8 protein-coding genes are annotated in these 13,544 nt (G+C 60.7%); 5 read left to right on the top strand and 3 right to left on the bottom strand.

Features of this window, described 5'->3' with window-relative positions:
• The coding region (locus tag AKU94_RS03320; RefSeq protein ID WP_050525927.1) for a hybrid sensor histidine kinase/response regulator at positions 1 to 1,882 on the bottom strand (1,882 nt) is incomplete at its 3' end.
• Between the two features lie 221 nt (positions 1,883 to 2,103).
• Here AKU94_RS03320 and AKU94_RS03325 point away from each other — a divergent pair.
• Complete coding sequence (locus tag AKU94_RS03325) at positions 2,104 to 7,542, top strand: alpha-2-macroglobulin family protein (RefSeq protein WP_050525928.1); 5,439 nt, start codon at positions 2,104 to 2,106, stop codon at positions 7,540 to 7,542.
• Positions 7,539 to 9,557, top strand: a complete 2,019-nt coding sequence (gene pbpC / locus AKU94_RS03330; RefSeq protein ID WP_050525929.1) for a penicillin-binding protein 1C — start codon at positions 7,539 to 7,541, stop codon at positions 9,555 to 9,557. The genes AKU94_RS03325 and pbpC overlap by 4 nt, the downstream gene beginning before the upstream one ends.
• Positions 9,558 to 9,584: 27 nt before the next feature.
• Here pbpC and AKU94_RS03335 read toward each other — a convergent pair whose 3' ends face one another.
• On the bottom strand, positions 9,585 to 10,760 hold the full coding sequence (locus AKU94_RS03335; protein ID WP_050525933.1) for an acetyl-CoA C-acyltransferase family protein: 1,176 nt from the start codon (positions 10,758 to 10,760) through the stop codon (positions 9,585 to 9,587).
• 131 nt (positions 10,761 to 10,891) lie between these two features.
• Here AKU94_RS03335 and AKU94_RS03340 point away from each other — a divergent pair, with 131 nt between their 5' ends.
• From AKU94_RS03340 to AKU94_RS20630, 3 genes are all read left to right on the top strand, one after another.
• Positions 10,892 to 11,245, top strand: coding sequence for a DUF1428 domain-containing protein (locus tag AKU94_RS03340; protein ID WP_050525930.1), 354 nt, complete (start codon positions 10,892 to 10,894; stop codon positions 11,243 to 11,245).
• 42 nt (positions 11,246 to 11,287) lie between these two features.
• On the top strand, positions 11,288 to 12,379 hold the full coding sequence (gene zapE / locus AKU94_RS03345) for a cell division protein ZapE (protein ID WP_050525931.1): 1,092 nt from the start codon (positions 11,288 to 11,290) through the stop codon (positions 12,377 to 12,379).
• Positions 12,380 to 12,646: 267 nt separating this feature from the next.
• Positions 12,647 to 12,973: a BREX system Lon protease-like protein BrxL gene (locus AKU94_RS20630; protein ID WP_269744954.1), complete on the top strand. Its 327-nt coding sequence runs from the start codon at positions 12,647 to 12,649 to the stop codon at positions 12,971 to 12,973.
• A 34-nt stretch (positions 12,974 to 13,007) separates the two neighbouring features.
• Here AKU94_RS20630 and AKU94_RS03355 read toward each other — a convergent pair.
• The coding region (locus tag AKU94_RS03355) for a DDE-type integrase/transposase/recombinase (RefSeq protein WP_157056387.1) at positions 13,008 to 13,544 on the bottom strand (537 nt) is incomplete at its 5' end.

Below are 13,544 nucleotides of genomic sequence, written 5' to 3' on the forward strand. Positions count from 1 at the left end.
GCACATCATACCCGCTGTCAACGGCCAGTTCTGCCAATACCTCGGCACCCGAACGGCAAAGCTTTACATCCATGCCGCAAGTCGCCAGCTGCCGTTCAAGGATGGTACGGTTTATGAATTGGTCATCCGCCACCAAGGCACGTTTCAAGGAGACGGACACTTGCCTTGTGGTCTGATCCTCTGCCACCGGCAGAACCAAGCGGAACCCGAAACAAGAGCCTTTGCCAACCTCGCTGTCGACCCAAACGCTGCCGCCCATACATTCAATCAGGCTTTTGGTAATCGCCAGTCCAAGACCCGTACCTTCAAACTTCCGGTTTGCCTCAGATTCCACCTGATTGAACTCACCAAAGACTCGGTCCAACTGATCCGGCGGAATCCCGATACCGCTGTCCTCGACCGAGATATGGAGCTGCTGCTGCCCGGGTTCGGTTTCGATGCCGACAATTCGGACCAATACATGCCCCTTTTCCGTAAACTTTACCGCATTGCCGACCAGATTGGTCATCACCTGTCGCAATCGGCCCGCATCTCCGACAAAACGTGTTGGCAGGAACAGGTCGAAATCAATCATTAAATCCAGCCCGCGTTCGCGGGCACGCGGTTGCAACAGCATCGCAACCTCATGGATCAGACGTTCCAGGTCAAAAGGTTCCGGATGCAGGGTCAGCCGCTCTGCCTCGATCTTGGAATAGTCGAGAATGTCGTTGATGATGACCAAAAGCGCCTCACCCGATGACCGGATGGTGTCTGCGAACAAACGTTGCTCTTCGGTCAGGCCGGTATCGCACAGAAGTTCCGCCATACCGACAACCCCGTTCATTGGGGTGCGGATTTCATGGCTCATATTTGCCAGAAATGCGGATTTTGCGCGGTTTGCGGCTTCGGCCGCTTTGCGCGCCACCTCCAACGCGGCTTGCTGTTCTTTTTGATGGGTAATATCAACCCTTAACCCCACACGCCCCCCGTCAGGCGTGGGCTGTTCCAACACGCGCAGCCACCGGCCATCTGCAAGGTGTTGCTCACGCACAATCGGACCATCGAGATTACGCCCGACGCGTTCGTCAAGCCAGGCTTCTTCCCGGCCGATGGCATCGACATAGACGCCCTTTTCCAGCCCCGCGCGCAAAATCGCCTCATAGGATGTGCCGGGCTGCATGGCTTCGGCACTTTCGGGGTAAATCTCGCGATAGCGCTGGTTGCACGTCATCAATTTTTCTTCACGGTCAAACAGCACGAAACCATCCGGTATCGCCTCCAAAGCCGCCCAGATGCGCATTTGTTCGGTGATATTCAGCGCGAGGCACACCATGTCACCATCCCGCGCGCGCCGGTCCACAAGGCGAATCCACTCCCCATTGGCCATCTGTACGACCTCCGGCTCAATCGGAAAGCTGTCCCATCGGGCAAGCATGCGCTCCACCCATTCATCAGGTGTGGCCTCGCCAAGATCAAAGATGCCCTCCTCGGCCGAAATCTTGGCAATTTCCTTGTAGGGGGTTCCGGGGCCGACATTATATTCGATGTAGGGGGCAAGATAGGCGCGATTGGCCACCAACAGGCGGGCGCTGGAATCAAACACCGCAAACCCGTCATGCAACGCATTGACAGAATCGCGCAATCGTCGCTCGGCCATCACCGCCGTTGTATGCGCCGCCTCCAGGTCGGATATGAACTTCAGGTTCTGCCCTTTGAGCATCTCTGCCTCGTTCACGGCGGCTTTGGTGACGTGGCGCTGTTCAACAATTTGGTTGGAAAGGGCGCGCGCATGCAGGGCCAGCTTTTCGTTGGCTGCAAAAAGCTCTCGTTGCTTTTGCTCCAGCAAACGCTCCGCAGCCATACGAGCGCGCCGCTCTTTGGCCAACCTGTCCACGATATCCATCAGTAACTCATTCTTTCCAAATCGAATCCCAAGCATCCGGATGCCGCGCATCCCTCGCTATCGCAAACCTCGCGTAACAAGATGAAGCGAGAGTTAATCAGGGGGCATAAAACGCCGATAACCTTGCCTTTTCGGTCGGGCGCGTGGCAGATTGGCCCAAAATATCGGGCTTCTGCCAGATTTCACGGCGTCGCACCACCGCATCTGGCAAAGGGTCTTCCATGGCATATTTTCGGAAATTTAACTTCTGCGCGATTTTTGCGGCAATTCTGGTTTTGGCCCAGCCCGTTACAGCGCAGGATCTGGTTCCCGAAAAACGCTTTGTCCTTTCGCGCGATATGGATTTGCCAGGGGGCGATATTGCATCCCTTTTCGATACCGATCTGGCGGCCTGTCAAAAGGCCTGTATTGCCAATAGCGCCTGCACTGCGATCACCTTCAATTCACGTAACGGTTCGTGTTTTCTAAAGGCGGGGCCGGGCGCACCTGTTGATTACGCTGGTGCGTTTTCGGGCTATGTGGCCAAGGCAGCCAGCGGTGCAGCCACGCTTGCGCAAACCCGCGCGCAAGAGCTTGATTTCCTGCGGACAAGTGATTTCACCGATGCGCACGATCTTGCGACCGGGCTTGCCGCGCGGCATCTGACCGGCCCATGGACCGCCCAAGACCATCTTGCCGCCAGCGCCGAGGCGCAGGGCAACCCGGCGCGCGCCAGTGCCCATATCGGAGCGGCCTTGAACATTACCGATGCCGCGATTGACTGGGCAGAATATGCGCGCCTGTTACGGGCCGCCGCTGCTCGCGATTCCGATGCCCGCCGCGAGTTACAGGATCGCGCCCTTGCTGCCACGATCAACGCCTATCTGCGCGCTGAAAATCCGGCGTTACGTCATGGCATTCTGGTAGAGATGGCCGAGGTGCTTGAGGATCGGGGCCGCGGCCGCGACATGGTGCCGGCGTTACGGATGGCGCAATCCTTGCAAGCGCGCAGTGATACCGGAACCGCGCTGGACGCGGCCATTGCGAAATACGGCTTTCGCATCACCGGGCATGATGTGCAATCCGACAGCGCCCGCCCCCGGATTTGTGCGCAGTTTTCCGAGGATCTGGCCAAGACCGCGGATGATTTCTCCAAGTTCGTGCAGCTTGATGCAACCGGCCTGACGGTTGAGAAATCCGGCGACCGCCAGCTTTGTGTCGAAGGCGTTTCGCACGGGTCGCGTCACAGTCTGACCTTCCGTGCCGGTATCCCTGCGGCGGATGGGCAGGCGACGGTGAAACCTGTGACGATCACCGCCTATGTCCGTGACCGCACACCGGCTTTGCGTTTTGCTGGGCGGGCCTATGTCCTGCCCAAACTGGATCAGGGGGCGGCGCTTCCGATTGACTCCGTGAATGCCGACAAGGCGGATCTTACCCTGTTTCGCGTGACCGACCGCAACATCCTGCGCGCCATTCAAGACGACTACTTTGGCGATCCGATGCCCTATTGGCGCGAGGCAGATTTTGCTAGCAGCATCGGTGCCGAAATCTGGACAGGCAGCGCCGAGCTTGCGATGGAGGTCAACCGCGACATGACCACCCGCCTGCCAATGGCCGAGGCGCTGGCAGACCAAGGCGCGGGGATATTTGCACTGCGCGCCAGCATTCCCGGCAAGGATAGCGATGATACCGCCCCCGCATGGCAGTGGTTTGTGGTCTCTGACCTCGGGATCAGCACCCTGAGCGGCATCGACGGCTTGCATGTCGTGGTGCGCAGCCTTGGCACGGCCGGTGCCAAGGTCGGCGTTTCGGTGGATCTGCTTAGTCGCAGCAATGAGGTTCTGGGCACGGTGGAGACCGATGCGCAGGGCTATGCACGCTTTCCCGCAGCTTTGACACGCGGCCAAGGCGCGCTTGCCCCCGCGATGGTTGTCGCCAAAGGTGGCGATGCCGATATGGCGTTCCTGTCACTCACCGATCCTGAATTCGACCTGTCGGATCGCGGGGTGGAAGGGCGCGAACCTGCTCCGCCAATTGATGTTTTCCTGACCACGGATCGCGGTGCGTATCGCGCGGGCGAAACCGTTTATGCCACTGCCTTGGCCCGTGATACGGGCGCGCAGGCGATTGAGGGTTTGCCCCTAACGGCCATCGTCAAGCGTCCCGATGGTGTCGAATATTCCCGTGCGGTGTCGCAAGATATCGGCGGCGGTCATGTCTTTGCCCTGCCCATCGCAGGCAGCGCCCCACGCGGCGTTTGGCGGCTGGAATTGCGCGCCGGTCTGGACGCCGACCCTCTGAAGGCCAAGACCTTTTTGGTTGAGGATTTCCTGCCCGAACGCATTGATTTCACCCTGACCCTGCCCGAAACGCCGCTGCGGCTGGGTGACAGGCCCGAGCTGACGGTCAAGGCCGATTACCTCTTTGGCGCACCAGGGGCGGATCTGGCGATCGAAGGCGATGTGATCTTGCGCGCGGCCAAGGGGCTTGCAGCCTTTCCCGGCTACCGCTTTGGCCTTGAGGATGAACCGTTTCAAACCCGTATGGAGGGCTTTGGCGACCAGACCACCGATAGCAATGGTCAAGCCACAATCTCCCTGCCCCTGCCAGAGGTGAATGACCCTGCCCGCCCATTGGAAGCGACCGTTGTGACCCGTATCGCTGAGGGCTCGGGCCGCCCGGTGGAACGCCGCGTAACCCGCGCCTTGCAACCCTCGGCCGCGATGATCGGCGTAAAACCCTTGTTTGAGGATGTGGCACGCGAAGGCAGCGATGCGCGGTTCTCTCTTGTCGCGGCGGGGCCGGATGATACCCCCGTGCCGATGGCCGTATCTTGGGAATTGTCGCGGATTGAGACGCGTTATCAATGGTATCAGGAATATGGCAACTGGAACTGGGAACCCGTAACCCGCCGCACGCGCGTGGCCGAGGGGCGCGCGGATCTGGAGACCCCGACCGAGATTTCCGCCGCCGTCGAATGGGGCGAATATGAGCTGACCATCACCCAAAGTGATGGCGGTGTGGCGCAAACCTCCACACGGTTTTATGCGGGCTGGTATGCGCCTGCGGATGTGACCTCGACACCCGATACGTTGGAATTGTCCCTCGACCGGCCCGCCTATAAGCCCGGCGATGTGGCGCAATTGCGCATCGTGCCGCGCGCGGCGGGGACGGCGCTGGTGTCGGTACTCTCGAACCGTTTGGTCACGATGAAGGTCGTGGAGGTGACGGCAGGCGAAAACATCATCCCGATGGAGGTGACCGATGATTGGGGCGCGGGCGTCTATGTCACGGCCTCGGTCTTGCGGCCGATGGATGTGGCGGCCGGGCGCAACCCTGCGCGGGCGATGGGCCTTGCCCATGCCAGTATCGATCCCGGCAACAAAGCACTGGATGCGGTGATCGAGGTTGCCGATGAGGTCGCCCCGCGCGGCCCTCTGGAGGTTGCCGTGAAACTGGACGGCGTCGCGGAGGGAGAAACCGCCTATGCCACGATTGCAGCGGTTGATGTGGGGATCTTGAACCTGACTTCCTTTGCCGCGCCTGATCCCAAGGGGCATTACTTTGGCCAACGCAAGCTGGGCGTGGGCATCCGTGATGTTTACGGACGTTTGATCGACGGGCTGAACGGGGCTATGGGCGTTGTCCGCTCGGGCGGTGATGCCGCGGCCCAAGCGCGGCTGGAGGCCCCGCCCCCGACCGAGGAATTGGTGGCCTATTTCAGCGGGCCGGTGACTGTGGGCGCGGATGGCTATGCCCGTGCGACATTCGACCTGCCCTCCTTTAATGGCACGGTGCGGGTGATGGCCGTGGCTTGGTCCAAGACCGGCGTGGGGCAGGCCGAGGCCGATGTGCTGGTGCGTGATCCGGTGGTGGTCACGGCAAGCCTGCCACGCTTTATGACGCCCGGTGATGAAAGCAGGATGCTCTTGGAGATTGTGCATGCCAAAGGGCCTGCGGGGCGGATGGGGCTGGATGTTTCGGCGGATGGTTTGATCCTGGGTGATTTGCCGTCAGAGTTTGACCTTGAGGCAGGCGGTAGGGCCAGCTTTGCGGTGCCGGTTGTGGCGCAACTGACCGGCCTGCAAAAGGTTTCGCTATCGCTGACAACGCCTGACGGCAAGCAGTTGACCAAAACCCTGACGATCCCCGTGCAACGCAATGATCCCGAAATCGCAAGGACAACACGGCAGGAGCTGGCGGCGGGGGCGACCTTCACGCTGGATCAGGTGGTGTTTGACGGGCTTGCACAAGGGTCCGGTCTGGCCACGATGGCCGTGGGACCAATTGCGCGGCTGGATGCGCCGGGGCTGTTGGCAGCGCTGGACCGTTATCCCTACGGCTGCACTGAGCAGGTGACATCACGCGCCTTGCCGTTGATCTATTTTGACCAAGTGGCACAGGCGATGCAGTTGAAAGGTGCCGAAAACATCACGGCCCGTATCGGACAGGCCGTCGAGGACGTGTTGACCAACCAATCCTCGGAAGGGGGTTTTGGCCTTTGGGGGCCAAGTCAGGGCGATTTCTGGCTGGATGCCTATGTCACCGATTTCCTGAGCCGTGCAAGGGCGCAGGGCCATGCGGTGCCTGATCATGCCTTCCGTTCGGCCTTGGACAACCTGCGCAACCGTGTGAACTATACGGCCGATTTCGATGAGGGCGGAGAGGCGCTTGCCTATGCCTTGATGGTACTGGCGCGCGAAGGGGCGGCGGCGATCGGGGATCTGCGCTATTACGCAGATGTTAAGGCGGATGCCTTTGCCACGCCAATTGCACAGGCCCAGCTTGGGGCGGCGCTTGCCAGCTATGGCGATCAACGCCGCGCGGATGCGATGTTCTCGCGGGCCGGCGCGCGGATTGCGTCCTATCCATCGCTGGATGATGCGCAGAGCTACCGCATTGATTACGGCACCCGCCGCCGCGATGTGGCCGCTGTGCTGACGCTGGCGGTCGAGGCCGGATCGCAGGTGCTGGACACCGAGGCACTGGCCGTGGCACTGCGTCCCGATGGGCGCAATCTATCGACCCAAGAGGCAACATGGACATTGCTCGCCGCCAATGCGCTGATCGACCGGCCGGGCGCGGACGGGATCACCCTGAATGGCCAAGCGGTGGACGGCCCCTTGGTGCGGGTGTTGGATTCCACTTCCGCCCCCGTGAGTGTCACCAACAATTCGGATCGGCCCGTTACCCTGACGCTGACCACTTACGGCGTGCCAGAGGTGCCGGGACCGGCGCAGGGCAACGGTTACGCCATCACCCGCAGCTATTACACGATGGAGGGCGCGCCCGTGTCGCTGCAATCAGGCGTGACAACCGGTGACCGCATGGTCGTGGTGCTGGAGGTTACACCCTTCGGCAAGGCCGAGGCGCGCTTGATGGTGGCGGACCCGCTTCCCGCAGGGTTTGAGATCGATAACCCCAACCTGCTGCGCGGCGGTGATGTTGGCGGGCTGGATTGGCTCGATGTGCAAAATGAGGTCGAACATACCGAATTCCGGCAGGATCGCTTTATCTCTCAGGTCGATTGGCAGGGGCAGAACGCGATGCGGCTGGCCTATGTCGTGCGCGCGGTATCGCCCGGCAGTTTTCACCATCCGGCCGCCTCGGTTGAGGATATGTACCGCCCCGAATACCGCGCCCAGACCGCAGCGGGCCGTGTGATGATCACGCAATGACGGGCCGGCTTTTCGCGCTGGCCCTTGCGCTGTGGCTGGGGGCCGTGGCGCGTGATGCAGGGGATGCGTGGATTGACGCGACCGTGCTGCCCGATCTGGGCGTGGAGACCTCGGTAGAGGTGCTGGCCCGCGACGGCCGTTTGCTGCGCGCCTATACGGTTGCAGACGGTCGTTGGCGGATGGCTGTGGATGCGGTGGACCCGCGTTTTACCGCGATGTTGATTGCCTATGAGGACAAGCGGTTTCACAGCCATTCCGGCGTCGATATGCGGGCGGCGTTGCGCGCGGTCGCGCAGGCGGTCCGGCACGGGCAGGTGGTCTCGGGCGGCTCCACACTGACAATGCAGATTGCGCGGCTGCTTGAGGACAGCGGCACAGGGCAACTGGCGGGCAAACTGCGTCAAGTGCGGCTGGCGCTGGCGTTGGAACGGCATCTAAGCAAACAGCAGATCTTGCAGCTTTACTATCTGATTGCGCCTTACGGTGGCAATCTGGAAGGGGTGCGGGCGGCCTCGCTTGCCTATTTCGGTAAGGAACCGGCACGGCTGACCCCCGCCCAATCGGCGCTGCTGGTCGCCCTGCCCCAAGCCCCCGAGGCGCGCCGGCCCGACCGCGCGCCTGATACAGCAACAAAGGCACGCGACAAGGTGCTGACGCGGCTGGCAGCGGCAGGGGTAATTCCCACAGATCAAGCACAGGCCGCGAGGCGTGAGGCTGTTCCGACACTGCGCAAGGATTTTCCGGCCCTCGCCCCGCATCTGGCAGACCGGGTGACACGCGCAGCCCCCGATGCCGCCCTGCACCGCACCACAATTGATGCCGCCCTCCAATCCCGCATTGAACGCTTGGCAGCCGAGGCGGTGACGGCCCATGGCGACCGTTTGCAAGTGGCAATCGTGGTGGCGGATCACCGCACGGCTGAGGTCTTGGCAAGCGTTGGATCAGCGGCCTACCGCGCCGACATGCGGCAAGGCTTTGTCGATATGACACAGGCCTATCGCAGCCCTGGCTCTACGCTAAAGCCCTTGGTCTACGGGCTGGCCTTTGACGAAGGCTTAGCCCATCCCGAAACCCTGATCGAGGACAGGCCGCTGGATTTCGGCGGCTATGCACCCCAGAACTTTGACAAGATCTTTCGCGGCACGCTGCGGGTGCGTGAGGCGTTGGAACTGTCGCTTAACCTGCCGGTGGTTGCACTGACGGATGCGCTTGGCCCCGCCAAGCTGATGTCGGCCATGCGCCGCGCAGGGGTGGAGGCGCGGCTGTCGGGCAAGCCGGGGCTTGCGGTGGCGCTTGGCGGGGTGGGCGTGACGCTGGAGGATATGGTCGGGCTTTACGCCACGATTGCGCGGGGCGGTGTGGCGCGGGTCTTGCGGATCACGGGTTCGGGCGCGGATGGCGCGCGGGTGATGTCACGCGTGGCGGCGTGGCAGGTCGGCGATATCCTGTCGGGCATGGCACCGCCCGTCGGCGCGCCGGACAGCGGGTTGGCCTATAAGACCGGCACCAGCTATGGCCACCGCGATGCTTGGGCCATCGGCTTTGACGGTGCGCATGTGGTGGGCGTCTGGATGGGGCGGGCCGATGGAACGCCGGTGCCGGGGGTCTTTGGTGGCGATCTGGCGGCCCCCGTGCTGTTTCAGGCGTTTGCGAGGATCAAGCGCGATCTGACCCCCTTGGCCCCGCCGCCCGCCGCGACCTTGATGGTTGGCAATGCCGCCCTGCCACAGCCATTGCGACAGTTCCGGTCGCGCAATGCGGCCTTTGCGGCGGTGGATGCGCCCGTGGTGGCCTTTCCGCCCGATGGCGCCGAAGTGGAACTAATGGAGGACGGTTTGTTGTTGCGCGTGCGGGGCGGCGTGGGGCCGTTCACATGGCTTGTCGATGGGCTGCCTGTTGTTGTTGCGGAACGTTCGCGCGCATCGGTGGTAAAGGTGCCGGGGCCGGGGTTTGTCGCACTTTCCGTCATTGATGGTGCGGGGCAATCGGCGCAGGCACACGTCAGGTTGCGCTGAGGGCGCGCACGCCCCCAGCCGGTCGCATCAGATGCGTTCAATCGCGATTGCGATGCCCTGACCGCCCCCGATGCACATGGTGATCAGGCCGATCTTGCCACCCGTGCGCTCTAGCTCATAAAGCGCTTTTACGGTCAGGATCGCGCCCGTCGCCCCGACGGGGTGACCCAAGGCAATCGCACCGCCGTTGGGGTTGACGCGGGCATCATCAAGCCCCAGCTCACGCGAAACGGCGATGGCTTGGGCCGCAAAAGCCTCATTTGATTCAATCACATCAAAGTCACTGACCTTCAGGCCGGTCTTGTCCATCAATGCGCGGATCGCAGGGATCGGACCGTAGCCCATCACCTCGGGCCGCACACCTGCAACCGCATAGCCAAGGATACGGGCGCGCGGTGTCAGCCCCGCTTTTTCAGCCGCATCGGCACGGGCAAGCACCAAGGCCGCAGCCCCGTCATTGATCCCCGAGGCATTCCCTGCCGTCACGGAACCGTCTTTCTGAAACACGGCACGCAGACCGGAAAGCGCCTCAAGACTGGTGGCTTTGGGGTGCTCATCGGTATCAAACACAGTGACGCCCTTGCGGGTTTTTACCTCGATCGGGGCGATCTGATCGGTGAAATGACCCGCCGCAATTGCCGCCGCTGCGCGGGTCTGGCTTTGCAATGCAAAGGCATCCTGATCGGCGCGCGCGATGGTGGATTCACCGGCGACATTTTCAGCCGTCACCCCCATATGGCCGGTGCCGAACGGGCAGGTCAGCGCGCCTGTCATCATATCCTGCGCACCCGTATCCCCCATCTTTTGCCCCCAGCGCGCGGCTGGCAAGATATAGGGGCTGCGGCTCATGCATTCCGCACCACCCGCCAGTGCGAAATCCGCATCCCCCAGCATCAGGGCCTGAGCCGCCGAAACAATCGCCTGCGCGCCGGAACCACACAGCCTGTTCACATTCATCGCCGGTGTCACATCGGGGATGCCTGCCTGCACCGCCGCCACGCGCGACAGATACATATCGCGCGGTTCGGTGTTGATAACATGGCCAAACACCACCTGCCCAATCTGGTCCGGCGCAATACCTGCACGCTCAATCGCGGCTTTGGCGGCATGGGTAGCAAGATCAATCGGGGCAAAACCCGACAGCGTACCGCCGAAGGTGCCGATGGCGGTACGCGCGCCGGAAAGGATGACGATATCTGTCATGGGAACAGCCTTTTGATAGGTTGGTTTGAGCCAAAGATCGCACCGAAGCGCAGCCATCGCAAGGCCCATCCGATATTGGATTCGACGTGAAAAAATTTGCGCGCTACAGTTTTCAAGAAGGGAGAATTAAAATGACCTATACCGATGCATTTGTGGCCCCTGTACCCAGAGACAAGCTGGACGACTACTTTGTCATTGCCGCGAAAATGGCCCCGCTTTGGAAGGCGCATGGCGTTTTGCGCGTGGTGGAGGCACGGCCCGACGATGTGCCTGTGGGCGAAATCACCTCTTTTCCTCGCGCCGTGCAATGCGGGCCGGATGAGCTGCCTGTCTTTGGCTTTATGACCTACCGTGATCGCGCGCACCGTGATGCCGTGATGGAGGCGGCAATGGCCGACCCCGAGATCATCAAGCTGATGATGGAGGCGCCGATGGATGGCAAACGCATGATCTTTGGCGGATTTACGACCGAAACAGACGCTTAACACCCTCTGGCGTCCGGCTGCGGCACGGGTTAAACCGCCTTTATGCGACAAACATTGACCCAGATCTATGATGCCAAAACAGCCGAGGGCAGCCTGCGGGCCGATCCGGCACAACATGCCGTTCTGCCCCTGCTAGAAACCATCCGTGTCTGGGTCGAGGCGCAGGGAGAGCGGAAGTCAGGCCTCTTGTCCGGCCTGTTTCGCAAACCTGCCCCTGCCCCCAAGGGTTTGTATCTGTGGGGTGGAGTGGGGCGCGGGAAATCCATGGTGATGGATCTTTTCATTGCCGCCACCGATACTGCTGCGAAACGGCGCGTGCATTTCCATGCCTTCATGCAGGAAATCCACCACGGTATGCATGAGGCCCGCAAACAGGGTGTCGATGACGCGCTGGAACCTGTAGCCGATGCGATTATCCGCGATGTGCGCCTGCTTGCCTTTGATGAGATGCAGATCACCGATATCACCGATGCGATGATCGTTGGCCGCCTATTCGAAAAGCTGTTCGCCGCGGGGGTCGTGGTTGTGACCACCTCAAACCGCGTGCCCGAGGATTTGTACAAAGACGGGCTGAACCGGGCGTTGTTCCTGCCGTTCATCGACCTGCTGCGCGAACGGATGCAGGTTGTCGCTCTTGAAAGCCCCAATGACTACCGCCAGCACAGGCTTGAAGGCGCGCAGGTCTATTTCCATCCGGCGGGCAAAGCGCGTGCCAAAATAGATGCGATCTGGGCCGATCTTTCGGGCGGCGGCGAAGAGGTGTTGCGCCTGCCGGTAAATGGCCGCGAGGTGGAGCTGCCGCGCTATGCCAATGGCGTCGGGCGTGCGACGTTCTGGGATCTTTGCGCCAAGCCGCTTGGCCCCGCCGATTATCTGGCGATTGCACAGGCCGTGCGCGTGTTGGTGTTGGAAGATATCCCGCAGCTTTCGTCCAGCAATTACAATGAGGCCAAGCGGTTTGTGACCCTGATCGACGCGCTTTATGAGGCACATGTACGGCTGGTAGCCTCGGCGGCGGACACCCCCGAACGGCTCTATATCGAAGGCACCGGCAGCTTTGAATTTGAACGAACCGCAAGCCGTTTGCGCGAAATGCAGGCCGCTGACTGGGGTCGGTCAGAGCAATCGCCATAGCGCAAACAGGGTGACGGGCAACAGAACAGGCGAGAAGAACGCCCGCTCAACTAAGGGATCGCTTCAATTATTGCTTTTGCTACATGGGTGTCGCTCAAATACCCTGAGATACTATGCGGATTGTCTGGCCCATTCTCAACATCAAGATAGTTTTCGACGTCAGGACCAAAGTCTGAAGTGCCAAGTGCAGAACGCAAAGCAACAAAATCCTCAGGATCTGCGGCGTTAACCCATCGTGAGGCACCTTCAGGGCGCGCGCGTGGCTTGGTGAAGCCCTTTCGAACCACATCGATACCAAGGGGTGAACCCAGTGTAAGCCAAAGTGGCGACTGCCGAGGGCGACTTTTTTCGAACGAATTCTCGCTACAACGCGTAGCCCCCCTTGTGGAACCCAACTATAACTATATCGAGCTGGGTCCTTGCGGAACCGCAAAATCTTATTTTTTCAGTGAGTTCTCGCCCTATGCGACGCTCATATCCGGCGGCCAGGCAACTAAAGCGACCCTCTTCTATAACAACGCTCGTCGTAAGGTTGGCTTGGTTGGCTACTGGGACACCGTGGCATTTGACGAAATTGGGGGCATCAAGGGGTAATCTCCCCATTTTTAATGGGGTCCAGCCATAGAATTCATGCGGCTGTTTTTAATTTCATTGCGGGAGTTATGCCGCCGATGCCCCGCTGTCCGGCAACGGTTTGCAAGCAAACCGTGAGAGGAATGTTGGGCCGCTCGTTGTTGTAAGTCCAGAGCCATTCAGTCGCCTGGTCTTGTGCCTCCTCAATCGTTTCGAAGATGTATTGTCCCAGCCATTCGCCGCGAACGGTGCGATTATAGCGTTCGATATAGGCGTTTTGCTGAGGCTTGCCCGGCTGGATGTATTCGAGCCGCACATTGTGTTTTTCAGCCCATTCCATAAGCTTTCCACTCACATATTCTGGGCCGTTGTCGACTCGAATTGCCTGAGGTTGTCCGCGCCATTCGATGATCTGGTTTAAGCTTCTGACAACTCTCTCTGCGGGCAGCGAGAAGTCCACTTCAATACATAAGCCTTCACGATTAAAGTCATCCAGCACGTTCAATGTCCTGATCGAACGCCCATCTGCGAGCTGATCAGCCATGAAATCCATCGACCATGTCTCATTGGGTCTGTCAGGCACAGCAAATGG

The organism is Pseudorhodobacter aquimaris, assembly GCF_001202025.1.
Taxonomy (GTDB): Bacteria; Pseudomonadota; Alphaproteobacteria; order Rhodobacterales; family Rhodobacteraceae; genus Pseudorhodobacter; species Pseudorhodobacter aquimaris.